The organism is Tolypothrix sp. FACHB-123 (assembly GCF_014697075.1).
In the GTDB taxonomy this organism is placed as follows: domain Bacteria; phylum Cyanobacteriota; class Cyanobacteriia; order Cyanobacteriales; family Nostocaceae; genus Aulosira.
Genome location: NZ_JACJRE010000017.1, coordinates 73,059 through 97,750 on the forward strand (window position 1 = coordinate 73,059; position 24,692 = coordinate 97,750).

The window sequence follows — 24,692 nt, forward strand, 5'->3', positions numbered from 1 at the left end:
TGTTATATTTTTTAAAAAACTACTTGACAGGGATAGCATCAACATCGACAGTATTCGCGGTGGTCGTAGTATCTTCTGTAGTAGAGGAAGTATTGGTTTCTACATAACCCTTACGGGCTTTCCAGCCTTCAATCACTAGTCCAGATACTTCACTAACTAGCAGGGTCAGCAGAAAAATATCATCAATTTCACCGACAATAGGGATAAAATCAGGGGCAATATCAATAGGACTGAGGATATAAACAATAGTTCCTAAAATTACCCACCAACGATACTTTGGATTTTGCAGCAAATTGCGATACCAGGCGTAAACTGATTGGATTGAAAATTTCATGTTTTGAACCTCCAGTTACCTTTAATTTTGACAAATTATGCTCAAAACTCCCGGTGGGAATAACCGCCCAAGTATGTCTGGAAGATGCTACAAAAAAAATTAAATTGCCAATTTCTGCTTTTAAAATACTCAAACCTAGCTGTGATAGGCATCTTGGTTGATGAGCTAATGTAAATTGAATTTACTAACCTAATTACTATGAAATTCGCCATCAGACTATGGCAATTGTGCATTAATCTTTAAAATTAAAGTGCTTTGCAATATTTATTGTGGATGTGGAGGGAGGAGAATTAAACAGTGGATATTTTAGATTTGTTTTACAAGGGTGGCCCAGCAATGTGGCCTTTGCTGGCGCTGTCTATTCTAGCTTTGAGCGTAATTTTTGAGCGTCTGTGGTTCTGGCTGCGAATTTTAACTCAGGAAAAAGAAATAGTCGAGCGCGTTCTCGATGCAGCTAGTGAAAATTGGCAAGCAGCAGCAGACATTGCTAGACAAGCCACAAATCAACCTATTGGCAGGTTTCTCTATGCTCCCTTAAGACTAGTCAAAAATGACGCAGAAAGCTTTCGCTTGGCTTTAGAAGCAACAGCCGAAGATGAGATAGCAGGAATGCGTCGGGGTGAAAAACTCTTAGAAGCAGTAATTGCACTCGCGCCACTTTTGGGATTGTTGGGTACGGTTTTAGGTTTGATTCAGTCATTACGAGCAATTCGCATTGGTGATTTGGGAACTGAATCAACGGCTGGGGTAACTACAGGTATTGGCGAATCTCTCATTAGTACAGCAGCTGGGTTAATAGTTGCCATTGTGGCTTTGGTATTCTATCGCCTGTTTCAAAGTTTTATTGTCAACCAGGTCAAGGTTTTCCGTAAAGCTGGGAATGACATGGAATTGCTCTACCGTCAGTCACCACCTGACTTTAGTAATAATACATCGATCGTGCTGCGGGAATCTTCCAGAGACAATTTTACTCCACCCCGGAAACGCGGTAGAAACAAATTTTCTAGTTCTCCAGAAAGCCCAGAAGAGAATGATTCTATCAACCCCGAGCAATAAGTCAAGACTTCCATCCTTGAACCAGCTATAGATTCAGTTTAAAACCATGAAAGTTAATTTGCATACTCCGGTTGAAGAAGTCCAAATCCAAATCATTCCCTTAATTGATGTCGTTTTTTGCATTTTGACATTTTTTTTGTTGGCGGCTTTGCAATTTACTCGTCAACAAGCAATTAATATTGATTTGCCCAAAGCCAACACTGGAACGTCACCTACAACCTCGCTACAAGCTAATAGCAATATCTTACCAGTGACTATTGATGCTGTGGGCCAGACTTATGTGGAAAAAAACATGGTGACGCGAGAGCAATTGGCAGAGGTTTTAAAGCGATATGTCCAAGCAAATCCTAACGGTATTTTAGTGCTGAATGCATCGCGGACAGCCACATACAACGATGTCATCGAAACATTGGATTTACTTCGCCAGGTAGGAGGCGATCGCGTATCTTTGGGGATTATACCAGGGCCATCTCAAGGATCAAATTCCAATCTGCCTGTCATTCCCTCGTTCCCCATCAATCCTAATCCTGCACCCAACAACGCACCAATCCCCGGTGTCAATCCTCAAGGTAGTAATCCTAATTTTCCCCTGAACCCCACCCAACCCCAATCGGGAACAGGTGCGAATCCAGCGAATCCGCAAACTGCGCCTGTAGTTCCTAATTCCACCGAACCTAACCAAAATGTAGCCCCTGGAACAACTAACTCTGCTCCTCAAAGGAGATAAAGGAATAGAGAAAGATGAGGGAGGTGTTTCTCCCTTGTCTTGCTTGTGTTGCCCATTCCTCTCATCTTCTATCTTGCAATCCTCACCAAATCGCCTTAAACATAAAGATATCCGAAATAATTTCTGTCTAGAGAAAATAAATCTGTTAATTTACAAATAATTGGTGGAGTTTCAAAGCTTTTTCTCTTAATAGACTGAGTAATTTATCGCCAATCACCATTTACGTTTCAGGGGTTGTGGCAATGAATGAAGTTTGGATAATCTTAATAGTGTGGTTAGTTACATCTATTGGCTTGTTGATTATTTGCAAATTACCCTTAGGGGTAGAGATTGATACTCTCAATAAAGCCTTAGTATCAGCAGCAATAATCGGTATATTAACTACAATAGTTAGACCAATTTTACACTTTCTATTTACAGTAACAAGTCTGCTGACACTCAACTGGTTAGCCGACTTGTTTACATTTATGATTTCTGTTGTCTGTTTTAGTATTGCTGCTTGGTTAATTGACGGCTTTCGCCTGCGCTATGGAATTTGGAGTGCCGTTATGGGAGCGCTTACACTCACTATCATCCAAAATTTAGCTTACCAATTATTAGGTGTATAAGTGAATTAATTCTCAATAATAAAACACTTACTTAGACAAAAAACTTGAGTCCACAGTCGATAGTCAAGGCACTTTGACTATTGACTATTGACTATTGACTATTGACTATTGACTATTGACTATTCGTTTGCACTAGGCGGAGCAGCGGAAGTAGTTGATTGTTGTTTGCGCTGTTCCCGTTTTTTGCGATCGGCGGAGAGTATATCTGCCATCACTACTAAAGCTTGCGTAATTTTATCGAGATTAGAACGATATAAATCCAAATCTTTACTTAATTTTTCCTCTGATAGATGCAAGCCGATAGCAATTTTTTTCAAAGCTTCGGTGCGTTGCTTCTCGTCTTTAACTAATTCTGGATCTGACAGTTCCAATAGGGAAAATAAACCAATAGCAAACAAGCGATTATATTTAAAATTGGGATTATTTGCGATCGCTTGTAACTGAGATTGCAAATTAGCATCTCTATCTAAGGGAGTAGTTTGACTTAGCCAGCCAATTAGATCGTTGATTGGTAAGCTTTTAGCTAACTCGCGTAATTGTTCCGCATCTTGCTTGTAGCGTTGCTCTTCCTGCTCTACAGCCTGACATAAGGCGCTAAAAATAGATTCCTTATCTCGTTCTGGCTGGTAGCCCTGCATAAAGCGGTCGAAAGTAGTAACGACGCCCAAGCTATAAATCGGATTGTAGCTAAAATCAACATTGACTGACAGCAGATGCATTTCCACCATCAACTCTTCCACTACCCGACGGTAAATCGTGTTGATTGGACGGGTGTGAAGAGTGTAGAAAGTTCGCTTTGTATCAGAAACAGTACGGACGTTATTCACAAAGAAAATGTTAAGGGCGACGTATTTTTATTGTCTCGCTTAAAGGCTAGTTTGCCAAGTTCGGGTTTCAACTTGCGAGTGGTCGGTTTACAATATTTTTACTTAGCCAGGGATCGATCTGTGTTTCATCGATTTCTCTTTTAGGCTATCAATGGTCAATAGTCAATAGTCATTTATACTCTTTGGCTTGTTTTGCATCAGCCTTCAAGCGGTCAATTATTAATCAACTAATAACTGTTGACTGTTGACTATGGGACTTCCAAGTAAAAAAATATTCCATTGCTATTGTTCACTGTTGACGGTTGACTGTTAACTGTGAACCGTCAACTGTCAACAGTCAACGTTTAACGGAATAATTTATTTTTTGGAGTTCCCTATGAACTTTTGACAAAATCTAAATTTATGAGCCTATCTTCACAGTTAACAGTTCTGGGTCAGTACTTGGCTGGTGAATTTGACAATCAGGAACAAGCCATCAACGATCCTGTTTGGTACGTCCACCTCCGCCTTTGGCAAAGGCCAGTTAATCTGTTTTCCGCAGACAGTATTACATTGTTTGCTGAACAAGCGAATATTATCAACCTAGAGAATCCTTACCGCCAAAGAATTATGCGGTTACAGTCAGGCGGTGATAACGATGCACCCCTGCAAGTCCAATATTATATGCCTAAAGACCCAAATAGTTTAAAAGGTGCAGGACGCAATCCTAATTTACTTGATACATTGACACCGGATAGCCTAGATTTATTGCCAGGCTGCGTTCTTACAGTTACTCCAGAAACAATAGCGCCTAACTGCTATAAATTTGTCGCCACTCCGCTACCAAATACTAGCTGTTGCTTTACCTATCTTGGCAACACCATCCAAGTTTCTTTGGGTTTTGCGGCCTCGACAACAGAATTTCTTAGCTACGATAAAGGTATTGACAGCACCACTGGTAAAGCTACTTGGGGAGCAGTTTTAGGCCCCTACCGCTACACCAAGCGACAGCACTACTGAGTATTGAGTGGTGACTACGAAGTAGTAGACAAGATTTTTGTCTTAACTCTACTTCGTCTTCTGTACCTTTTCTCAATTTTTCAACTCAGCAACGCCATTGATGAAAATTTTGACAACCTAAGTAAGGCGCTAGCTTCTCAAAAATGAGACCTTAAAAGACTTTTAGCTAGCCATGCTGCGAGGTACACCTTCTAAAGCTTCTTCTTCGGTGTCAAAGATTTCAAAGACTGTGTCCATCATTGTCACTTCAAACACAAGTTTGGCTTCTGTATGTACGTTACAAATCCGAAAGCTACCCTTGAGTTTATCAGCATCACGCATTCCGGCTACTAAAGAAGTAAGACCAGAACTATCAATAAAGTTTACCTGACTTAGATTTACTACCACATGGCGACTGAGTTTGGAAATACATTCCTGTAACTTCAGGCGAAATTGCCAAGCAGTTGTAATGTCTAAGCGTCCGCTCGGTGTCAAGACAATAACGGTATTACCATCTTGAGTTGTTTGGGTTTTCTGCTCTATCTGAATCACTGAGCCTCCCTATGGCAGTCCTGTGCAAATTAACTACTGTATTTAAAGCTGTTACTGGTGAGTCAAAAAACTTGCATTTCTGGAAACCTCAATGCCCCATGACGAGGATGATATCCAGTGGTTAGTAAATTAATTGACTCACCACTAACAAAATAATTTCATGCTGATACTTGAGGTTAACAAGTTACAGCTAAAAATGTCACCTTTTTTTACTCGGTGCTTATCTTTAGTAGTTTAACTCACTAAAACAGGAGAGAGCCAGTTAAAAATGCTCGGTTAGCAGCAGACAAAACAGAGATGAAGCCTAGATATATCAAGCACTGAAGCTAAAGTGATTGACTGTAATTTTTACAGTATAGCTTGTAAGATTTTACTCAAAACTCACTTTTAGACAATGCTTATTCAGCACTAGTGGTAGGTGCCCAATTTATCCAATCTTGAGGTTTCAAGAAAGTTTCATATAACTCAGCTTCTGGGGTATTAGCTTCTGGCTGATACCCGTATTCCCAACGTACCAAAGGCGGTAAGGACATGAGAATTGATTCGGTACGTCCGTTGGTTTGCAGACCAAAAATTGTGCCTCGGTCATAAACCAAGTTAAATTCTACGTACCTACCCCGACGATAAAGTTGGAAATTCCGTTCGCGATCGCCATATTCAGTTTGATGACGGCGTTCAACAATGGGTAAATAAGCGGGTAAAAAGGCACTTCCACAGTCTTGCACTAAAGCAAAGATTTCTTCCCAAGTCCGCTGTGGTAATGCGCCTACTTGGTTGCTATATTTAGCAGCTTCGCCATTGGGATCGGGGCCGCGATATATAGTACCTTGACCATCTTGGTAATCTAAGAATAGACCGCCGACACCTCTAGTTTCATCGCGATGCTTGAGGTAGAAGTATTCATCACACCAGCGCTTGAACACTTGGTAATATTCTGAGTGATGGCGATCGCAAGCCTGCTTCAATGTTTGATGGAAATGTTTCGCATCTTCGGCAAAGGGGTAGTAAGGTGTTAAATCAGCGCCACCACCAAACCACCATACCGGGCCGGCTTCAAAATAGCGATAATTTAAATGAACGGTGGGGACATAGGGGTTACGTGGGTGTAACACCAAAGATGTTCCCGTAGCATAAAAACCATGTCCGGCTGCTTCTGGGCGTTGAGTTAAAATTGACGGCGGTAAATGGGAACCCCAAACTTCAGAAAAATTTACACCAGCTTGTTCAAAAATTGCCCCATCACGCAAAACACGCGATCGCCCACCACCACCTTCTGGACGTTGCCAACTATCTTCATGAAAACTAGCAACACCATCCAGCTTTGTCAAAGCTTGAGTAATTTCATCCTGTAACTGTTGCATAAACCGACTTACTCGCTGTTTTGCATCAGTCGGTGGCAAGAACTTTGATGAGTCTACAGTCAGAATAGGGGCTTGAGAGTCGATCAACATAGCACAGATTCCCGTACCTAAATTACATTTCCCAAAACCAGAAATTCTTTAATTAAAATTTCTTAATTAAAACAATCTCTGAACCAAACAAGAAGTAAAATTTGCTTTTTTCTTACTGGTCAAGCATTTATACGATTGATTAGCAAGACTAGAGTTATTTTCCCTCAAATGCGTATAGGCTTGTATATTGAACGAAGTTTTTTTTTATTTCTTGATAAATAGGTTCTGGTATTTACACCAGACTCTGGCGAATTAGTCACCAGCACTCACAATCTTGATAATGCAAGGTCTGAGACTGAACTGCTCAAGATTTGGACACCGGAATTCAAAATGGTGTTTTACACATGGGGGTTGCCAACTCCCAATGATTGTACTAGTGTTTGCACCCTATGGGGCTTGCTATAGTTAGGGCAATTTTGAGAAAGTTTGATGCAAGGGCTGAGTAAAATTGCCCACCATGCCAGAGTTCCCGAAAGTGTTGAGCTAGGAGGTTTAGGCAAATGCGGGGTTGTTTATCCAAATTCATTCAACGTAAACGTCGGCGATTTTGCGCTTCTCTAGTGCGGACATATCGAGAAATTAGTTCGGCTTCTGTAGATGAACTTTGGCAACAAGTCGTCAACTTCACTGATGTTTCTTGGCATCCGCTACTCAAAAGCACTAATGTACCCTACGGATTAGTGCCCAAACCCGGATTAATTTTCCAAGCTGTCACTCGCTTTTCACCAATTCCCATTCGGATTTTTGTTGAGCGTGTCAATCACCAAGAAATGTTGAGTATCCGAGTGCTAGCGATTCCGGGAATTGAAGAACGAATCACTTATCGAGTGGAGTCCACTGTTTGCGGCACTTGTTTATCTTATTCTGTAACACTACGCGGTTGGTTGTCACCCCTGATTTGGTCTTTGTCCCGTCCTTACGTTGATCGCGTAGCACGTAGCTTAGTTGAAGCCGTAGAAAAAGCCGCATTACAAGCAGTCTCAACTCAGAAAAAAAGCCTCAACGACAGTTGTTTTGATTTCTAAAATTCACAGACTGTTGACTGTTGACTGTCAGTACCTTTTAACAACTAACAACTGACCACTGACAACTGACCAATGACAATTGGCTATTGACCATTGACAAATCTATTAATAAATCAAATATTTACCATCAATTCATTATGTACTTTTTTTAAGTTTTGTTACAGCGATCGCGGCACAATAGGATATCCAGATTAGTAGTTAAGTTACTTGCCACAAAAGCATTCTTCTTTTTGAAATTTGAAATTTGAATTTTTATGTACGATGTCCTTGATTCCCGCTCGGTTCTAGAAGTGTTGCGACCAGTACAAGATCCAGAACTGCAAAAAAGTCTGGTAGAACTGAATATGATTCGCAATGTCAAAATTGATGCTGGCAAGGTTAGTTTCACATTAGTGTTAACCACACCCGCCTGTCCTTTGAGGGAGTTTATCGTTGAAGACTGTAAAAAAGCGGTGAACAAGCTGCCAGGCGTGACAGATGTCAGCATTGAAGTGACAGCCGAAACACCACAACAAAAAAGTTTACCCGATCGCACTGGCATTGCTGGCGTAAAAAATATCGTTGCCGTTTCCAGTGGTAAAGGCGGTGTGGGTAAGAGTACCGTAGCCGTAAACGTCGCCGTAGCTCTAGCACAGACAGGCGCTAAAGTAGGTTTACTGGACGCGGATATCTACGGCCCCAACGATCCCACCATGCTGGGACTCAGCGATGCCCAAATTACAGTCCGTCCTGGGGAAAAAGGGGAAATCCTCGAACCTGCATTTAATCACGGCGTGAAATTAGTCTCAATGGGCTTTTTAATTGACCGAGATCAGCCAGTGATTTGGCGGGGGCCAATGTTAAATGGTGTGATTCGCCAATTTCTTTATCAAGTTGAGTGGGGAGAATTAGACTACTTAATTGTCGATATGCCTCCCGGAACCGGCGATGCCCAGTTAACTTTAACTCAAGCTGTACCGATGGCTGGAGCAGTAATTGTAACTACACCGCAAACTGTATCTCTGCTAGATTCCCGCAAGGGCTTGCGGATGTTCCAACAGATGAATGTCCCCGTATTGGGAATAGTCGAAAATATGAGCTATTTCATCCCGCCAGATATGCCAGATAAACAATATGACATCTTTGGTTCTGGTGGCGGTGCAAAGACAGCATCAGAACTAGGAGTACCATTGTTAGGATGTGTACCCCTAGAGATTTCCACCAGAGTAGGCGGTGATAACGGTGTACCCATAGTTGTCGCTGAACCAGATTCAGCTTCAGCCAAAGCCTTAAGTGCGATCGCATTGTCTATTGCTGGTAAAGTATCAGTTGCCGCTTTGACATAAGAAAGTTCAATTCTATCTGGTTCCTGGGCCAAAGCCTGGGAATACAGATTTTAAGTAGACAATAAATTTAAAATTTACTAGTTAAAGTCTCAACTCACACAATGTTATTAAAAAGTGCGCTCCCCAAAATTCGCTGGAAATATTGGGTTAAACCTTGGCAGCAAGTAGATTGGTTATTATTTTGTTTGCCTATAGCTGCCAGTATCTTTGGCGGCCTCATGATTCTCAGTACGGAATTAAACCAACCAGTAACTGACTGGTGGTGGCACTGGCTGGTAGCTGGGATTGGTACAATAATTGCCTTATTTTTAGCTCGTCTGCGTTACGAAAATTTAATCCAGTGGCATTGGGTAACCTACGGATTAACCAACTTCAGCCTCATTGCCGTGATGGTTGCTGGTACTGCTGCTAAAGGGGCACAGAGGTGGATTAGTATTGCAGGTTTTAACGTCCAACCCTCGGAGTTTGCCAAGGTAGGTATAATTATTACCCTTGCAGCGCTACTACACAAACGCACGGCTTCCAGCATCGAGAGTTTTTTTCGCGCCTTAGCAATTACTGCTGTGCCTTGGGGATTAGTATTTTTACAACCAGACTTGGCAACATCATTAGTATTTGGAGCGATCGTCATCGGTATGCTTTACTGGGCCAATGCTAACCCAGGCTGGATAATACTACTAATTTCTCCCATAGTTGCCGCTATTTTATTTGGTATCTCTTGGCCATTATCAGAACCGATAACCTTTAAAGAAATATCCTTTTTGAAAGAAATATCTTTAAGCCCATTAGGATTATTTTGGGCAGGCGCAATGGGTATTGTTGGTTGGCAGACTCTTCCTTGGCGAAAATTTGGGTTAGGAGCCATAGGTGCATGGAGTCTGAATATGCTGGGTGGTGAGTTAGGCGTATTTGCCTGGAACCATGTCTTGCACGACTATCAAAAAAATAGACTCAGCGTCTTTATGAACCCAGAACACGATCCTTTGGGTGCAGGTTACCACCTGATTCAATCTCGGATTGCCATAGGTGCTGGTGAAATTTGGGGCTGGGGTTTATTTAAAGGGCCGATGACTCAACTCAACTTTGTCCCCGAACAGCATACAGACTTTATTTTCTCCGCAGTCGGGGAAGAATTTGGTTTTATTGGCTGTTTGGTAGTACTGTTTGTATTTTGTTTAATTTGCTTCCGGTTACTCCATGTAGCTCAAACTGCCAAAGATAATTTTGGCTCTTTATTAGCTATCGGCGTTTTATCAATGATTGTATTTCAGCTGATCGTGAATATTGGCATGACAGTAGGTTTAGCACCTGTAGCCGGAATTCCCTTACCTTGGATGAGTTACGGGCGTTCTGCTATGCTGACTAACTTCATTGCTTTAGGAATAGTAGAATCCGTAGCTAACTTTCGCCAAAGGCAGAAATATTATTAGTTAATGGGCAGTTGTTAGTTGTGATTTCCCTGACAATGCCCAATGCCCAATGCCCAATGCCCAATGCCCACCGACAAGTATTAAGCTATATAACAGGAAATTAAGCGAGGATAAAAATCATGATCCTGCCTGGAGCAACTGTTCGCATTAAAAATCCCGCAGATACTTACTATCGCTATGAAGGACTTGTACAACGGGTAAGCGATGGCAAAGTAGCCGTATTATTTGAGGGAGGAAACTGGGATAAATTAGTTACCTTTCGCCTGAGTGAATTGGAAGCTGTAGAAACTACAGGCAAGAAGAAAGGGAAATAATTAGTAGTTATTAGTCATTAGTTATTTGTCATTGGGCAAAGACTTATGACTAATGACTGATTGACATTGACAAAAAACTACTATGCGCCTTCCTTTACCACAGTTCGCTACAGGCGATCGCCATCCTAATCATATTGCTGAGGTGATCGAAACTAATACTACGGAGTTTCTTGCTCAGTGCTTGGAACCGGAAGACTTAAGTTTTCCGCCTATGCCTCCCTTTGGTAGCTGGGTTTGTTCGACAGATGAAGAATCGGGCAATCAAATTTATGCAGTGGTATATTATGCGACTACTATGCCCATAGATTCCGTACACCGGGCAGTAGCTTTGGGTTTATCTTTGCAAGATTTGCGCGAAGAACAACCCCAGATATTTGCCATGCTCAAAACCGAATTTCGCGCCGCGATCGTCGGCTTTGCAACACCATCCGCCAACCAAGGCTATGGTCGAGCGTATCAATATTTACCTCCTCGCCCCCCACAAATTCATCAAGCAGTTTATCGCTGTGAACCAGAAACAATTGTGAAGTTTACAGAAGAACTGGATTTTTTACAGACACTACTGTCTGTTCAAGGTGCGCCAATAGAATCACTAACGGCGGCTGCTATTCGAGCAGTTTATCAGTTACGCAAAGCTGACCGTCAATGGCTAATCAAAGCTGGACGTACTCTGAGTTTGCTATTAAAGGATGACTACGATCGCTTACGGTTCATTTTGCGCCAGGTTCACCTATAGCTAGTGTTTAGATGCTTGTCTAATCTAACTCAGGTAAATTAAGTTTTTTTAATTTTTACTCTAGGTGGTGTTTACAGTTATATTGAACGGGCGATTGCCTTTAGGGTAATCGCAGCTTCACTATCGCCCTTTCAAGTTCTACCTATGGAACTCATTTCCCAAGTTCTGACAATAGAACCAACCTCCCAATTACTGGGTAAGGAACCCATTGTTCCCTTCGCTATTTTGCTGGTAGTTATCTTAGTAGTGCCGATCCTTTTCGAGCGGCTCAGACTACCAGGATTAGTCGGTTTGGTTTTTGCTGGGGTAGTACTTGGCCCATCAGGCTGGAATTTATTTCAGACAGAATCAGCGATCGTGAAGTTACTAGCAGATATTGGGCTAGTTTACCTAATATTTGTCGCCGGGTTAGAAGTAGATTTAGAGCAATTCCAGCGGCAAAAAAATCGTTCCCTAGGGTTTAGCTGCTTCACTTTTATTATTCCCTTAGTGATGCTCAGCTTGTTTGGGAAATTGTTTGGCTTTGATTGGATAGCATCAATACTCATTGGCTGTTTGTTCGCTTCCCATACTTTATTGGCATATCCCGTGCTCGATCGCTTGGGTGTTGTCAACAATGAAGCTGTCAGCGTCAGTATTGGAGCCAAGGTTTTTACTGATATTGGCGCTCTGTTAGTCTTAACCTTATGCATAGCTGTCGATAATACAGGTGGATTTAGTTTCCCCAAGCTTCTGACTTTAATCGGTTGGTTAACTATTTACGCTGTTGTCGTTTTAGCTGGCTTTGATTGGTTAGGTAAAGAGTTTTTCCGCCGTTCTGGAGGCGAAGAAGGTAACCAGTTTTTATTTGTCCTACTGACTATTTTTCTGGCGGCTGTGGGCGCTCAATTGATTGGGATAGAAAAAATTATTGGTGCCTTTTTAGCAGGTTTAGCAGTTAATGAAATTGTAGGGGAAGGGCCAGTCAAAGAAAAAGTGGTGTTTGTTGGTAGCGTCCTATTCATTCCCATTTTCTTTGTTCATTTAGGTTTATTGATTGATTTCACTACATTTACCAGCAGTACTAATCTGCAATTAACACTTCTGTTGGTTTTTGGTGTAATTGTTAGCAAATTAATCGCTGCATTGTTAACAAAACTGCTATACCACTACACTTGGCAAGAAATGTTAACAATGTGGTCGCTGACGATTCCTCAAGTGGGTACTACATTAGCAGCAACGTTAGTCGGATATGAAACTAAATTATTGACACCTGTAGTGTTCAATAGCGTTGTGGTTGTCATGCTTGTGACATCAACTATTGGCTCGTTAGTTACCAGTCGGGTAGCTGGGGGGTTGGCTTCATCAGTACCTCCAGAGCCAGCACCGACAAATCAACTAGAGCAAAAAATCGTAGAAACTAATAATGCTTTGACGATAGTAGTACCAATCTACAATCCCCAGACTCAGCAATATCTCATTGAATTAGCAACATTGTTAGCACGCCAAACAAATGGCAGAGTTGTACCATTAGCGATCGCTACTGCGGCGGCTCATATGGATGCACCACAGTTAGAAGCCTCTTTGCAGCGCAGCGAGCGATTATTAGCAAAAGCTACAGCCCAAAGTCGAGTCTTGGGGGTAACCGCAGAACCCTTACTACGCATTGATGATGCCTTTGCTCCAGGAATTAGCAGAGCTGCTCGCGAACAAAAAGCTAGTTTGATCGTCATGGGTTGGGGTAAACGAACTGGGCTAAGGGCGCGTTTGTTTGGTAACGTCATTGATAACGTTCTTTGGGCATCCCACTGTCCTGTAGCGGTTACGCGTTTAGTAGACTCTCCGAAAAAAATTCAACGCATATTAGTTCCGATCGAAAATTTAATGGCACCAACATTACAGCCTGTGCATTTTGCCCAAATGTTGGCAGATTGCAATCAAGCCCAAGTTACTGTCTTGAATGTGTGCGAACGCCGCACCAGTTCTAGCAAAATTGCTGCCAAGCGATCGCATCTTGCCCTACTAGTATCTAGATTAGCTTTTGCTAATCCCCCAGAAATTCAAATTATTGCTCATGAAAATGTAGCCCAAGCCATTTTACAAGCCGCAAGATTATATGATTTAGTGGTGTTGCCTTTTATACGTAATCACACTAGCCCTGGTGGCTTAGCTATTAGTGATGTTACTACTCAGTTAGCTAGACAACTAACTTGCTCTATTGTCATGCTGGGAGAACCACAACGTCAGCAAACAGTAGTTCTACCAACAGGAGTTCCTAGTACTACATCTAGCATGTAAAATCGTTTACACAAACGCTAGATTTTATCGCTATTTTCCCGAGCTTATAATGTTAAATATATTGCTCTAATTTCTTTTTTATGTATGTAGAATTTGGCATATTGGATTCTAAATATACTTAATATAGGTGAAGATTTGATGAATTCTAGAGTCTAAAGCTACAAACTTCAACGGATGTTTGTTATTTTGCTAATAGATAAAAGTAAGACAGAGTTGAAAAATATACCCAAGAAAACTTGGTAAATTTAACAACATATGTTTAAATAACCGTATTCTTTGGGAGTATTTTTTACCTAAAATTGGGTAATCAAAAAAATACGCACAAGAGCTATTGACAATATATGTAATTAACTGGGGAACTATGAGAATTCTAGTGACGGGTGGTGCCGGGTTTATTGGTTCTCATCTCATTGACAAACTAATAAACGATGGGCATGAAATCATTTGCTTGGATAACTTCTACACAGGTAACAAGCAAAACATACTTAAATGGTTGGATAATCCATATTTTGAACTCATCCGCCACGATATCACCGAACCCATTAGGTTAGAAGTTGACCAGATTTATCATTTGGCTTGTCCTGCTTCTCCAGTACATTATCAGTACAATCCCGTAAAAACAGTTAAAACTAATGTGATGGGTACGCTCAACATGTTGGGATTAGCGAAGCGTGTGAAAGCAAGATTTTTCTTGGCTTCAACCAGTGAAGTTTACGGCGATCCAGAAGTTCATCCCCAAACCGAAGAGTATAGAGGTAATGTCAATCCCATTGGGTTGCGTTCCTGCTACGACGAAGGTAAACGTATTGCAGAGACTTTAGCTTTTGACTATTACAGGCAAAATAAAGTTGATATTCGCGTTGTGCGTATTTTCAATACCTACGGCCCCCGGATGTTAGAAAACGATGGTCGGGTAGTAAGTAACTTTATCGTTCAAGCCTTGCGGGGTGAACCTTTAACAGTCTATGGGGATGGTTCCCAAACCCGTAGTTTCTGTTACGTCTCTGACTTAGTAGAAGGCTTTGTCCGACTAATGAATAGCGACTATGTCGGGCCAGTGAATCTGGGCAACCCTGATGAATACACCATTTTAGAATTGGCACAGGCCGTACAAAGCCAGATTAATCCAGAAGCCAAGATTAAGTTTGAACCATTGCCTTCTGACGATCCCCGTCGCCGTCGTCCAGACATTACAAAGGCAAAAACCTTGTTAGATTGGGAACCTACCGTTCCACTACAAGAAGGGTTAAAACTCACAATAGAAGATTTCCGCAATCGGATCAAAAGTGATACAAAGCAACTAGTCTCGTGATTAGTGTCGAGCATCGCTTTCTCACTCAGGTACAGGCTAATTTCACGATGTAGCCCTAACTATAGTCATAGCTGTACATGAGTGCCGTGTTAAAAGTTTTTCATTTGTAATAGCAACAGAAAAAACAGGAGTTAAATAGAATGCGTGTTTGCGTAATTGGTACTGGTTACGTTGGTTTAGTAACAGGCGCTTGCTTGGCTCATATCGGTCATGATGTGATTTGTGTAGATAATAACGAAGAGAAAGTCAAGTTAATGAAGTCTGGACAGTCACCGATTTTTGAGCCGGGACTCTCCGAAATTATGCAAAACGCCATTCAAGCAGGGAAAATTGAATTCACAACAGATTTGGCGGCTGGAGTTGCTCACGGTGAAATTCTCTTCATTGCTGTGGGAACACCACCATTACCAACAGGTGAAAGTGATACCCGCTATGTAGAAGCTGTAGCTCGTGGTATTGGTAACCATCTCAATGGTGGTTATAAGGTAATTGTTAACAAATCTACAGTACCCATTGGTTCTGGTGACTGGGTAAGAATGATTGTGTTAGATGGCATTGCTGAACGCCAAAAAACCCTAGTTACAGCAGGTGGGGTTGCTGAAGAAGAAAGACTACCTGAGGTTGCATATCAGTTTGATGTAGTCAGCAATCCAGAGTTTTTACGCGAAGGTTCCGCAGTCTACGATACCTTTAACCCCGATCGCATTGTCTTGGGTGGTAACAGCCAAAAAGCTATCGGCTTAATGAAAGAACTCTATACCCCCATTGTCGAACGTCAGTATGCTGAAGACAAATCTTTACCACCTGTACCAGTGCTGGCAACAGACCTTAGCTCGGCAGAAATGATTAAATATGCTGCTAATGCCTTCTTAGCAACCAAAATTAGCTTTATTAACGAAGTTGCTAACATTTGCGATCGCGTTGGTGCTGATGTTACTCAAGTAGCCAAAGGAATTGGTTTAGATTCCCGTATTGGAAACAAGTTCTTACAGGCTGGTATTGGCTGGGGTGGTTCCTGCTTCCCCAAAGACGTATCAGCACTGATTCACACTGCTGATGACTATGGCTATGAAGCTCAATTATTGAAATCTGCTGTTACTGTTAACGAACGTCAACGGTTGATTGCTTTAGAAAAACTCCAGCAAGTGTTGAAAATCCTCAAAGGTAAAACAGTAGGTCTATTGGGTCTGACCTTTAAGCCAGATACTGATGATTTGCGCGATGCACCTGCGCTTAACTTAATTGAACAACTCAACCGCTTGGGCGCTAAAGTTAAAGCCTACGACCCAATTGTTTCTCAAACTGGTTTACGTCATGGTCTTTCTGGTGTTTTAGTAGAAACCGATGCTCAAAGATTAGCTGATGGCTGCGATGCTTTGGTACTTGTAACTGAATGGCAGCAGTTTAGCACCTTAGACTATGCCAAGATGGCAACCTTGATGAATAATCCAGTAATTATTGATGGTCGTAACTTCCTCGATCCGGAGACAATGGTCAGAGCTGGGTTCCAATATGTAGGTATTGGTCGCTAGAAAATATTTTTTAATTCACAATCGTGATAATGCTCAAGCTGCTTAGAAAATTCTAGGCAGCTTTTCGTTTGTTTCAACAAACAAGCACAAAAAAACACTGTAGATGAAGAAAAGTAAATTTTGCTCAAGACCTTTTAATTTCTAGGTTGTGGCTTTTCATCACTACAATTTTTAATCTAGAAACAATTCATAATTTCTAATAGATGAAAATCTGAAAAATTACCATGCAGTTTTAAAAAGCCATGCTAATATCTAAGCAGGATCGCAAAGAACCTATCAAATAGGAACAAGTGGCGACTCCCTTAACACAGGTCTAAAGTTAAGAGTCATGCCAAAGCTAAACCTTAGGAAAAGGTGACTACGAAAGGTTCCAGTCAAGAAAGCGATACCTAAAAGTTCGAGTTAGTCAAGGAGGCAATGTTGGCTCAAATTGAATCACAGATCTGAGGGGTTTAGTTGATAACAACTAGACCCCTTAACTTATGGATGGGTATCATCCTTTAATGACAGCTACAGGTCTAAAACGAGCCACCTTCCGAGCAATCCCTGCATTGTTAACGACATTCACAACCCCACTGACATCTTTGTCAGCCTGCGGTGCTTCCTCAGCTAAACCAGACATTGAACCAGCCCGAATATTGATACCTTATTTTTCCAGTTCGACAAGCAAGCGATCGCCTTTAAGTTCTCGCTTCGCCTTAGCGAGACTCATGATTCGCCCCACCCCGTGACAACTAAAACCAAAGGAAAGGCGATCGCGCTGTTTTCGGTTCCCCGCAAAATCCAGCTTTGCGTACCCATAGAACCAGGAACCAACACAGGTTGACCCCAAGGACGATAATCAGCAGGTAAGTTTCTGAAATCTCAATTAAATATCAGATTTTATCCTGTGAATATTATGATTTTTAGCCTTTATAAAAGCACAACAGTTGTGTGGTATTTAATACATCGCAGTAAAGGCATTCAAATTTAATAAAACCTATTTTTTGAGATATTTCTTGTAAAGTTTGTTGCGTTTCTGGAAAATCGCTTAATAACATATGCTCTGCAACCATTGAATAGTCTTCTTGGGTAAGTAAAGACCAATCTTGCTTTGCTATATCTAAATAACGTCTAACGTAAGTATCTCTATCTTCTTCCGGTTGACGAACAACATCAATTAGAATAAAAACACCGCCTGAATTTAAGAGATTGTGAAACTGTTCAATAAAATAGTACTTTTGTTCAAGATGCTGATGGTGGAGAGCAAAAGACATGAAAATTGTATCAAATTTATTTTCTGGCAATAATTCTAAAACAGAATCTAATTGAGAGAAGTCGCCAGAAATTAAAGTTTTATCGCAATTAATTTTTGCCAAATTTTCTTTGGCTGTCTCTAATGCTGGTATAGACAAATCCACACCATAATAACAGCTAATATTTGTATTTAATAAAGCTTGGCTTGTGAAGCTGGCATCACCACATCCTAAATCCAGCATTCTAAAGGGTTTTTGAAAGTAGTTAATCAAAAATTCGTGCAGTATATTATAAATTTCTCGGTGTCCCATATAATTGTTATCCAGCATTTTCTGATAAATCTGCCATTGTTTGCCGAAAAACTCTTGCAGGTTCTGGGATTTAGTTTCAGTTGTTTGCATATGCGACATAACTATTAATTTTGCGCTATAGGTTCTTCTCAGAATAAAGCTTTTTGGCACTCTCATAGTTAAAAAATATGAAGTAGCAGGTAAACGCACCACCGAATCAGGAGATAATTGAATTTTTTCGGAGAAAATTAGGGCAAACATTGCTAAATTACTCCCTTTAGTAGCAGTTTAAAAGAAATTAGTTTCTTTCAAAAATTCAACTATTGCTTTATTTACCTGTTGATAAGAACCCATTGATGCATCATGGCAGCAGTTTGGTAAAATTTGCAATTTTGCATTAGGAAGATGTTTATGCAATTTTTCACCATGACTAGCAGGAAACCAACTATCTTGCTGTCCCCATAAAATTAATGTGGGACATTCAATTGCACTTAATTTACTTTGAATTTTACTGAGTAAATTAGGCTTCTTCTCTTGCCATTTAGCAATTTCGCGCGCTGCTATTTGTAATTCTTCGGCAACTTTGACAATAGTTCCAGGGAATTCAATAAACGGGTAAGCTATCCAATAAATATCTTCTTGACTTAATACTGATGGATCATATAGCACTTGCCGTCTTTCCATTGCCATAATTTCGCGAAATAGAGGCGCTAATAAATATGTCAGCCGTAAAGAATCAACAGTTTCGATAATTTCTATGGGTGTTTGTGCCAGTATCCACATCGCCCAATGAGGTAATTTTTCAGCAAAAATTGGCACATTGACTACTATTAACCTGCCGACTAAATGGGGATATTCTTGTGCCAAGGAAAGGGCAACTAATCCACCTAGAGATTCAGCAACAATTACAGGCGGTTCATCACATAATTCCTGAATAATTCGCGCTAGTTCAATAATTTGATGACCGTTATCTTCTCTTCTTAATACTGGTTTTTCCGAAAAACCGTAGCCTTTGGCATCAAAAGAAATTACCCGGCAATGTTGAGATAAAGGAGTTATACTATAACGCCAGTTATAGCTCCAATTTCCCATACCATGTAATAAAATCAGCGGCTTACCTTTACCTTTTTCACCGTAAGAAATTTGTACAGGATAACCTTTGGTATCAGTAATAATTATGCTTTGTCGCCCTTTAGGAAAAGTATCTTGCCACCAATTTTTCATTCATTTATCAATTAATTAACTACCTGTTATAGCTTGCCACAGCCATCCAATTACTATCATAGGCAAAATCACTAAAATAATAGCAATTAGCAATAATCCAACTAACAGAAGTAACATAAATCCCTTATCTGCTTTTTGCATGTTCTGGGGAGATTTTAAGTTTTCTTCTAACAGTTGAATATTCAGTGTATTTGCTTTCCAAGCAAAATCAAATAAGTCTCCCAGCATGGGGAAAGTACCGATTAAACCATCGATGATGATATTGACTACCATTCTGCCAAGAGTTGCTCTAGATACGCCGATGCGTGCAGCTTCTAAGACAATGTAGCAGGAAAGTATTACTCCTAAGAAATCACCACCAATAGGTAATAATCCTAAAATTGGATCTAACCCTACACCAACCTGGGTTCCGGGAATCGTAATCATGTTATCCATGAGCCGACTTAGCTGACGTAGCCGTCTCACGGTAGGTGCTTTAGCGTCAGGTTCAATCATCGGATACCGAGAAGGTAAATCAGGCATGAGTGCGATCGCTTTGGGAAGTTCAATAATTATTTACAGCACTTTGGCTAATGGTAAACATAGAGATTTGTAACTATTAACAATTAAATAAAATACAAATTATTAATTCTTTTTAAGAAAAGTTTCACTTTTACGAGAGCGCATATCTTCTCCTACTGTAACGTTTAATTGATCGCCAACGAGAAGTACAACCGCACTCATCCATAACCAAAGCATTAAGACAATCACAGCCCCGACAGCACCATAAACTTTATTGTAATTACCAAAATTAGCGACATAAAGCCGAAACAGAGCCGATAAAATTGCCCAAAAAATAGCTGCTAAACTAGCTCCAGGCATCATTGGTGTTCCTGGATTCCAAACACTAGGGCCGTAGCGATAGACAAAGCCAAAGGCAAAGGCAACAATACTTAAAGCTAAAGGCCAGCGGAAAAGTTCCCAAACATCAAATAAAAAAATAAACAAACTACTTTCGCGGACTACGATTCTTAAAATTAGGTCACTGATAAACACTAAAAATGATGCTAAGACTAATAGCAAAATATTCCCGATTGTTAATCCCAAAGAAATCAGCTTAGCTTTCCAAAAGGGACGCATTTTTTCAGGGGGAACTTGATGAATTTGATCCAAAGCTGTCATTGCAGTACTTACCCCTCCCGAAGCTGTCCAAATAGCGATCGCAAAGCTGAGAGAAAACAAACCGCTATTTTTAGAATTAGCGATTTCTGTTGTCGCAAAATCACTAATGAGAACTAGCGCTTCTCTGGGTACAATTTGACTCAACTGAACTGCTAGTTGTCTAAAGGTATCTTGCAAGAAGTTTGCAAATAAGCCAATCGCTGTGACAAAAGCCAGAATTGCAGGAAACAGCGACAGCATAGCGTTAAAAGCAATTTCTGAAGCCAGTCCTAAAAGTCGCCTTTCCATTGTCCTCGCAAAAGTTTTCTTGAGATTACGCCATGTGAGGTGGTGAAAGAAGCGGATAAAACGCGACTGATACATAGTTTTGTAGTTCTGAATACTGGAAATCGGGAAAATGAGGGGATAAGCAGGACAAGGAAGACAACTGACCACTAACTATTGACAAATGACAAATGACAAATGACAAATGACTATTGACTAATGACTATTGACTAATCAAAAATCACTATGAGTCAAGACCTAACGACACAATGGTTAACTGAAATTCAGTCTTTAAGGGAGCAAGTAGCCGCAATTGAGCGCGATCGCGATGCAGCTTGGGAAAGTGCCCAAAAGTGGCGGAAACTCTATAATACAGAAGCAGAACAACGACGCACGGATACTCAACTCTCGCAACAGGCGATCGCATCTCTCAAAGCGGAACTGCACAAAGTCCAAGGTTTGGATACAGGCGCACTTCCTGATGCTACAGCAGTCACCGCTATCCAACAAGAAATTGCACAACTCGAATCGGTGGAGGAATTAAAAACAAAATTAGTGAAAGTGATTCAAGAACGCGATCGCCTATTGCAAGCTTTGAAAACTGAGCAAGATAACCACGCTCAAACCCGTAACAACTTAACTACTGCTTTGGGTGACGCTATTGATGGCTGGACAAGAGAGCGAATTTCTTTAGAACAGGAAACACAACATACCCATTAATTAGGGGCTAAGGGTTAGGGGCTAGAGAATTAATTTGCTATTTTTCGCCTCTACTCCCTCTGCTCCCGCTCACCAAATTTCGACTACGCGCAACTGTCGCGCAGCCGAGGCGCTGCTCCCTCTGCTGGCTGATCCCCCTCATCCCTTCATCTACCTATTGTCCAAGTACTACTTTAGAAAAGTTTTTACAAAAGTCAGGGGAAAGCCTGTAACAGTCAATATTGTGGATATTAATAAGCTGTATATTAGTTTCTGATGACTGCTGTGTGTTGATTAGGCAAACAGATTGTAGTCAAGAGTCAAAAAACAGTCACTACCCTTAGCTAAGGCGACTTTAGGAGCCATTGACTTTGGTGTGTGGCTATTGTTCAGCAGTCAAAACTACTGATGATGAACTATTGACTGTTGACATCTGTGAGCTTAAAGCTTTTATTTCCGTTTGATGAAAAGAGGTAGAAAAATCGTGAAAGGATTGGTGCGTTTATTAACAGTATTTAGCTTGTTGCTTGGTTGTTGGGGATGGCTGGGAACTACTCAGAGCGCCCAAGCTGCTAGTTTCAATAGTCTAACTTTGCCCCAACTGCCAATTTTGGCAATTGAAAAGCAGAATCGTGCAGACGCTAAACTAGCAACGGAATTTGGTAAAAAAATTGATTTAAACAATACCAACGTCCGTGCTTTTCAACAGTACCCAGGTTTGTATCCTACCCTAGCGAAGAAAATCATCAAGAATGCTCCTTACCAAAAGGTAGAGGATGTCTTGGATCTTCCCGGATTGAGCGATCGCCAAAAACAAACCTTGCAAGCTAATTTAGATAAGTTTACAGTGACAGAATTTGAACCTGCCTTCAATGAAGGAGATGACCGTTTTAACAACGGCATCTATAGATAAGTGCAATTTTAGCTAACTTGCTAAATCACAGCCTACTTCTGCTCTCAAGAAGTGGCATTTTTTGTTGAGAGATGGGTATAAGCGGGAAATTTCTGTTTCTACCCCTCTCCTATCTCGATTTCTCCCCTTTCCCCCTAAATCTCTTACCTTGCAGCAAATAGATATTCCTAGACAATTTGATGTCTTAGTAGTTGGTGCAGGTGCCGCAGGACTGTATACGGCACTGTGTCTACCAGATTCATTGCGAGTCGGTATAATTACCAAAGAAACAGTGGCTTTGTCTGCCAGCGATTGGGCACAAGGTGGTATTGCTGCGGCGATCGCCCCAGAAGATTCTCCGACTTTACATATTGAAGACACGATGCGGGCTGGCGCAGGTTTATGCGAAAAAGCCGCCGTAGAATTCCTAGCCGAACACGCCCCTAGTTGCATTCAATCTCTAGTTGAATTGGGGGTAGCTTTTGACCGTCATGGTAATGCTTTAGCTTTAACTTTAGAAGCTGCCCATTCTCGTAACCGGGTGCTTCATGCTGCTGACACCACAGGTAGAGAAGTTATCACTACCCTAACAGCCCAAGTACTGCGACGCCCTAATATCCAAGTTATTCAGCAAGCTTTGGCTTTGAGTTTATGGATGACGCCCCAAGGCGAGCGAGTTCAAGGAATTAGCCTATTTTATCAAGGCGAAATCCACTGGATTCAAGCTAAGGCAGTGATTTTAGCAACTGGTGGTGGCGGACAGGTATTTGCTCAAACTACAAACCCGGCTGTGAGTACGGGAGATGGAGTAGCGATCGCTGCTCGTGCTGGTGCCATACTCCGCGACTTAGAATTTGTCCAATTTCACCCTACTGCTCTCACGAAAGCAGGTGCCGATCGCTTTCTTATTAGTGAAGCTGTACGCGGTGAAGGCGCACACCTGGTTGATAACGAAGGAAGGCGGTTTGTCTTTGACTACCATCCACAGGGAGAACTAGCACCGCGTGATGTAGTTAGTAGAGCTATTTTCAGCCATTTGCAGCGGACTTCCACTGATCCAGCCACAGCTTATGTTTGGTTAGATATGCGCCCCATCCCAGCAGACAAAATTCGTCATCGTTTTCCTAATATCATCAAAGTCTGTCAACATTGGGGGATTGATGCCTTCACAGAACCCATACCTGTAGCTCCGGCAGCCCATTACTGGATGGGGGGAATTGTCACAGATTTGATGAATCGCACTAATATTCCTGGTTTATACGCTGTGGGAGAAACCGCCAGTACAGGAGTACATGGAGCTAATCGCTTAGCGAGTAATTCGCTATTAGAATGTATTGTCTTTGGCGCACAGATGGCTAATCTCGATTTGTCTGGAGAGCAATTACCAGCAGAGATAGCAGAGTTGCCAATGCGCGAATTTCAGACAGAAACTGACGATTGGCAAAGACAGCAAGTACATATAGAACTACTTAGACAGAAGTTACCGCGTTTAGTTTGGCAAAGTGCAGGCATTTCGCGATCGCAATCAGGCTTAGAAGCTGCCATTACCACTGTAGAATCTTGGCAACGAGATTTTGCTGCCTTACCCTTGAGTCAATTCCTAATATCTTTAAATTCATTAGAACCAGCCCGTTTAAAACTACCAGACGTAGAACGGCAATTACGACTGTGGGCTGAGACTCGTAATTTGCTAGATGTAGCTGACTTAATTCTCAAAAGCGCTGTTTTTAGAACCGAAAGCCGGGGCGGACACTACCGCTCAGATTATCCGGACACAGACTTGGATTGGCAAGCTCATACCCTTATACAAAAAAACCATTGGTGGAAATCCCCAAATTTAAAATATTAAGAATTTTCCAGCCATCGTTCACCAATTCTTTTAACTTGCTCTGTTGCTGCTTCTTTTTAGGGTTACAGCAGCTTTTAGTCATCATTTATCCAGACTTATGCCTTGTAACATTTTCTGGAATTTAGCTGATTTAGCGAGTACCACTACCATGTTGGCTGTCAGGCCCGCCATAATTCGGTGGTATGTAAGGCGGTTGTAACTCCTGAGCATTAGCTTCAGGTATGGTAAAGCTTTCACTAATATTGCTAAAGCTATTGACACTAACATCAGTTAATGACGTTGTTGTAGTGCCAGTTTTAGGAATTAGCAAGTAAACACCGATCAAGACGATTGCCATACTTGTAATTCTTAAATTATTAGTAATAGACCTAGGTAAATTTGCTGTTTCAGTTTTCATGGACTTTCTCTATGCTCTTAACAGTAGATATACTTATTGTCTCAGAAAAATATTAAATTTTAGTTAATTTTTTATTTTATGTAATCAATTTTACTGATAAAGAAATTTAATATCAGTGAACTAGTGTATATTTGGAAGATTTTGAAAATATTTTGATTAGATGCCCTTGAAATATAGAAATACAATTTTGGTTGTG

26 protein-coding genes are annotated in these 24,692 nt (G+C 41.1%); 15 read left to right on the top strand and 11 right to left on the bottom strand.

The genetic code is table 11. The features are described from left to right. Positions 1 to 19: 19 nt before the first annotated feature. Positions 20 to 334 carry a YkvA family protein gene (locus tag H6G41_RS13640; RefSeq protein WP_190746718.1) on the bottom strand — a complete coding sequence of 105 codons (315 nt, stop codon included), beginning with the start codon at positions 332 to 334 and terminating at the stop codon, positions 20 to 22. Positions 335 to 631: 297 nt separating this feature from the next. Here H6G41_RS13640 and H6G41_RS13645 point away from each other — a divergent pair, with 297 nt between their 5' ends. The 3 genes from H6G41_RS13645 to H6G41_RS13655 all read left to right on the top strand — a co-directional run bounded on the left by H6G41_RS13645 (position 632) and on the right by H6G41_RS13655 (position 2,725). Further along, on the top strand, positions 632 to 1,390 hold the full coding sequence (locus H6G41_RS13645; RefSeq protein WP_190746719.1) for a MotA/TolQ/ExbB proton channel family protein: 759 nt from the start codon (positions 632 to 634) through the stop codon (positions 1,388 to 1,390). A 46-nt stretch (positions 1,391 to 1,436) separates the two neighbouring features. Then, on the top strand, positions 1,437 to 2,117 hold the full coding sequence (locus H6G41_RS13650; RefSeq protein WP_190746720.1) for a biopolymer transporter ExbD: 681 nt from the start codon (positions 1,437 to 1,439) through the stop codon (positions 2,115 to 2,117). Positions 2,118 to 2,359: 242 nt separating this feature from the next. Beyond that, a complete protein-coding gene (locus H6G41_RS13655) occupies positions 2,360 to 2,725 on the top strand; it encodes a phage holin family protein (RefSeq protein ID WP_190746721.1) in 366 nt (121 codons plus the stop codon). Positions 2,726 to 2,844: 119 nt separating this feature from the next. Here H6G41_RS13655 and psb29 read toward each other — a convergent pair whose 3' ends face one another. Further along, a complete protein-coding gene (gene psb29 / locus H6G41_RS13660) occupies positions 2,845 to 3,552 on the bottom strand; it encodes a photosystem II biogenesis protein Psp29 (RefSeq protein WP_190746722.1) in 708 nt (235 codons plus the stop codon). Between the two features lie 402 nt (positions 3,553 to 3,954). Between psb29 and H6G41_RS13665 the strand changes: the two genes are divergently transcribed. Beyond that, positions 3,955 to 4,551, top strand: a complete 597-nt coding sequence (locus H6G41_RS13665; RefSeq protein ID WP_190746723.1) for a chromophore lyase CpcT/CpeT — start codon at positions 3,955 to 3,957, stop codon at positions 4,549 to 4,551. A gap of 162 nt (positions 4,552 to 4,713) precedes the next feature. Here H6G41_RS13665 and H6G41_RS13670 read toward each other — a convergent pair whose 3' ends face one another. Both H6G41_RS13670 and hemF read right to left on the bottom strand, forming a co-directional pair. Then, on the bottom strand, positions 4,714 to 5,082 hold the full coding sequence (locus H6G41_RS13670; protein ID WP_190746724.1) for an STAS domain-containing protein: 369 nt from the start codon (positions 5,080 to 5,082) through the stop codon (positions 4,714 to 4,716). A 398-nt stretch (positions 5,083 to 5,480) separates the two neighbouring features. Next, positions 5,481 to 6,533 carry an oxygen-dependent coproporphyrinogen oxidase gene (hemF, locus tag H6G41_RS13675; RefSeq protein ID WP_190746725.1) on the bottom strand — a complete coding sequence of 351 codons (1,053 nt, stop codon included), beginning with the start codon at positions 6,531 to 6,533 and terminating at the stop codon, positions 5,481 to 5,483. Between the two features lie 500 nt (positions 6,534 to 7,033). On the opposite strand from hemF, the gene H6G41_RS13680 reads away from it, so the two are divergent. The 8 genes from H6G41_RS13680 (at position 7,034) to H6G41_RS13715 (ending at position 16,484) form a co-directional block, all read left to right on the top strand. Beyond that, complete coding sequence (locus tag H6G41_RS13680; protein WP_190746726.1) at positions 7,034 to 7,558, top strand: SRPBCC family protein; 525 nt, start codon at positions 7,034 to 7,036, stop codon at positions 7,556 to 7,558. A 254-nt stretch (positions 7,559 to 7,812) separates the two neighbouring features. Further along, the gene (locus tag H6G41_RS13685; protein ID WP_190746727.1) at positions 7,813 to 8,883 is read left to right on the top strand and encodes an Mrp/NBP35 family ATP-binding protein; all 1,071 of its coding nucleotides are present in this window, start codon (positions 7,813 to 7,815) and stop codon (positions 8,881 to 8,883) included. Positions 8,884 to 8,984: 101 nt separating this feature from the next. After that, the gene (gene rodA / locus H6G41_RS13690) at positions 8,985 to 10,313 is read left to right on the top strand and encodes a rod shape-determining protein RodA (RefSeq protein WP_190746728.1); all 1,329 of its coding nucleotides are present in this window, start codon (positions 8,985 to 8,987) and stop codon (positions 10,311 to 10,313) included. Positions 10,314 to 10,432: 119 nt separating this feature from the next. Then, entirely contained in the window at positions 10,433 to 10,627 is a 195-nt protein-coding gene (locus H6G41_RS13695) for an NAD(P)H dehydrogenase subunit NdhS (RefSeq protein ID WP_190746729.1), read from the top strand. An 82-nt stretch (positions 10,628 to 10,709) separates the two neighbouring features. Next, positions 10,710 to 11,363, top strand: coding sequence for an HAS-barrel domain-containing protein (locus H6G41_RS13700; RefSeq protein WP_190746730.1), 654 nt, complete (start codon positions 10,710 to 10,712; stop codon positions 11,361 to 11,363). 144 nt (positions 11,364 to 11,507) lie between these two features. Next, positions 11,508 to 13,640 (top strand): cation:proton antiporter, encoded by a 2,133-nt coding sequence (locus H6G41_RS13705; protein ID WP_190746731.1) that lies wholly within the window; start codon positions 11,508 to 11,510, stop codon positions 13,638 to 13,640. Positions 13,641 to 14,001: 361 nt separating this feature from the next. Continuing rightward, positions 14,002 to 14,952: a UDP-glucuronic acid decarboxylase family protein gene (locus H6G41_RS13710; RefSeq protein ID WP_190746732.1), complete on the top strand. Its 951-nt coding sequence runs from the start codon at positions 14,002 to 14,004 to the stop codon at positions 14,950 to 14,952. Between the two features lie 140 nt (positions 14,953 to 15,092). Continuing rightward, complete coding sequence (locus H6G41_RS13715; protein ID WP_190746733.1) at positions 15,093 to 16,484, top strand: UDP-glucose/GDP-mannose dehydrogenase family protein; 1,392 nt, start codon at positions 15,093 to 15,095, stop codon at positions 16,482 to 16,484. Between the two features lie 493 nt (positions 16,485 to 16,977). On the opposite strand, the gene H6G41_RS36205 is transcribed toward H6G41_RS13715, so the two are convergent. The 6 genes from H6G41_RS36205 to H6G41_RS13740 form a co-directional block, all read right to left on the bottom strand. Continuing rightward, positions 16,978 to 17,106, bottom strand: a complete 129-nt coding sequence (locus H6G41_RS36205) for an RtcB family protein (RefSeq protein ID WP_199316155.1) — start codon at positions 17,104 to 17,106, stop codon at positions 16,978 to 16,980. A gap of 86 nt (positions 17,107 to 17,192) precedes the next feature. Beyond that, positions 17,193 to 17,303 carry an RtcB family protein gene (locus tag H6G41_RS36210; protein WP_199316156.1) on the bottom strand — a complete coding sequence of 37 codons (111 nt, stop codon included), beginning with the start codon at positions 17,301 to 17,303 and terminating at the stop codon, positions 17,193 to 17,195. Between the two features lie 86 nt (positions 17,304 to 17,389). Continuing rightward, entirely contained in the window at positions 17,390 to 18,271 is an 882-nt protein-coding gene (locus H6G41_RS13725; RefSeq protein WP_242037921.1) for a class I SAM-dependent methyltransferase, read from the bottom strand. Positions 18,272 to 18,298: 27 nt separating this feature from the next. After that, positions 18,299 to 19,234, bottom strand: coding sequence for an alpha/beta fold hydrolase (locus H6G41_RS13730; protein WP_190746734.1), 936 nt, complete (start codon positions 19,232 to 19,234; stop codon positions 18,299 to 18,301). A 15-nt stretch (positions 19,235 to 19,249) separates the two neighbouring features. After that, entirely contained in the window at positions 19,250 to 19,756 is a 507-nt protein-coding gene (locus H6G41_RS13735; RefSeq protein ID WP_190746735.1) for a DUF4112 domain-containing protein, read from the bottom strand. 102 nt (positions 19,757 to 19,858) lie between these two features. Next, positions 19,859 to 20,758, bottom strand: coding sequence for a YihY/virulence factor BrkB family protein (locus tag H6G41_RS13740; protein ID WP_190746736.1), 900 nt, complete (start codon positions 20,756 to 20,758; stop codon positions 19,859 to 19,861). Between the two features lie 147 nt (positions 20,759 to 20,905). Between H6G41_RS13740 and H6G41_RS13745 the strand changes: the two genes are divergently transcribed. The 3 genes from H6G41_RS13745 to nadB all read left to right on the top strand — a co-directional run bounded on the left by H6G41_RS13745 (position 20,906) and on the right by nadB (position 24,099). Continuing rightward, positions 20,906 to 21,379, top strand: coding sequence for a hypothetical protein (locus H6G41_RS13745; protein WP_190746737.1), 474 nt, complete (start codon positions 20,906 to 20,908; stop codon positions 21,377 to 21,379). A gap of 463 nt (positions 21,380 to 21,842) precedes the next feature. Beyond that, positions 21,843 to 22,271, top strand: coding sequence for a photosystem II complex extrinsic protein PsbU (gene psbU / locus H6G41_RS13750; protein WP_190746738.1), 429 nt, complete (start codon positions 21,843 to 21,845; stop codon positions 22,269 to 22,271). Between the two features lie 148 nt (positions 22,272 to 22,419). Further along, complete coding sequence (nadB, locus tag H6G41_RS13755; RefSeq protein WP_190746775.1) at positions 22,420 to 24,099, top strand: L-aspartate oxidase; 1,680 nt, start codon at positions 22,420 to 22,422, stop codon at positions 24,097 to 24,099. A 130-nt stretch (positions 24,100 to 24,229) separates the two neighbouring features. On the opposite strand, the gene H6G41_RS13760 is transcribed toward nadB, so the two are convergent. Further along, on the bottom strand, positions 24,230 to 24,496 hold the full coding sequence (locus H6G41_RS13760) for a hypothetical protein (RefSeq protein ID WP_190746781.1): 267 nt from the start codon (positions 24,494 to 24,496) through the stop codon (positions 24,230 to 24,232). Positions 24,497 to 24,692 lie beyond the last annotated feature (196 nt).

Coding starts and splice junctions, on each gene's coding strand:
- H6G41_RS13745 (WP_190746737.1), top strand. CDS start 20,906: ATGAGTCAAGACCTAACGACACAATGGTTAACTGAAATTCAGTCTTTA.
- H6G41_RS36205 (WP_199316155.1), bottom strand. CDS start 17,106: ATGTCTGGTTTAGCTGAGGAAGCACCGCAGGCTGACAAAGATGTCAGT.
- H6G41_RS13685 (WP_190746727.1), top strand. CDS start 7,813: ATGTACGATGTCCTTGATTCCCGCTCGGTTCTAGAAGTGTTGCGACCA.
- H6G41_RS13715 (WP_190746733.1), top strand. CDS start 15,093: ATGCGTGTTTGCGTAATTGGTACTGGTTACGTTGGTTTAGTAACAGGC.
- H6G41_RS13735 (WP_190746735.1), bottom strand. CDS start 19,756: ATGCCTGATTTACCTTCTCGGTATCCGATGATTGAACCTGACGCTAAA.
- H6G41_RS13640 (WP_190746718.1), bottom strand. CDS start 334: ATGAAATTTTCAATCCAATCAGTTTACGCCTGGTATCGCAATTTGCTG.
- rodA (WP_190746728.1), top strand. CDS start 8,985: ATGTTATTAAAAAGTGCGCTCCCCAAAATTCGCTGGAAATATTGGGTT.
- H6G41_RS13740 (WP_190746736.1), bottom strand. CDS start 20,758: ATGTATCAGTCGCGTTTTATCCGCTTCTTTCACCACCTCACATGGCGT.
- H6G41_RS13705 (WP_190746731.1), top strand. CDS start 11,508: ATGGAACTCATTTCCCAAGTTCTGACAATAGAACCAACCTCCCAATTA.
- H6G41_RS13655 (WP_190746721.1), top strand. CDS start 2,360: ATGAATGAAGTTTGGATAATCTTAATAGTGTGGTTAGTTACATCTATT.
- H6G41_RS13710 (WP_190746732.1), top strand. CDS start 14,002: ATGAGAATTCTAGTGACGGGTGGTGCCGGGTTTATTGGTTCTCATCTC.
- H6G41_RS13730 (WP_190746734.1), bottom strand. CDS start 19,234: ATGAAAAATTGGTGGCAAGATACTTTTCCTAAAGGGCGACAAAGCATA.
- H6G41_RS13760 (WP_190746781.1), bottom strand. CDS start 24,496: ATGAAAACTGAAACAGCAAATTTACCTAGGTCTATTACTAATAATTTA.
- H6G41_RS13680 (WP_190746726.1), top strand. CDS start 7,034: ATGCGGGGTTGTTTATCCAAATTCATTCAACGTAAACGTCGGCGATTT.
- H6G41_RS13665 (WP_190746723.1), top strand. CDS start 3,955: ATGAGCCTATCTTCACAGTTAACAGTTCTGGGTCAGTACTTGGCTGGT.
- H6G41_RS13725 (WP_242037921.1), bottom strand. CDS start 18,271: ATGTTTGCCCTAATTTTCTCCGAAAAAATTCAATTATCTCCTGATTCG.
- H6G41_RS13700 (WP_190746730.1), top strand. CDS start 10,710: ATGCGCCTTCCTTTACCACAGTTCGCTACAGGCGATCGCCATCCTAAT.
- H6G41_RS13650 (WP_190746720.1), top strand. CDS start 1,437: ATGAAAGTTAATTTGCATACTCCGGTTGAAGAAGTCCAAATCCAAATC.
- H6G41_RS13695 (WP_190746729.1), top strand. CDS start 10,433: ATGATCCTGCCTGGAGCAACTGTTCGCATTAAAAATCCCGCAGATACT.
- hemF (WP_190746725.1), bottom strand. CDS start 6,533: ATGTTGATCGACTCTCAAGCCCCTATTCTGACTGTAGACTCATCAAAG.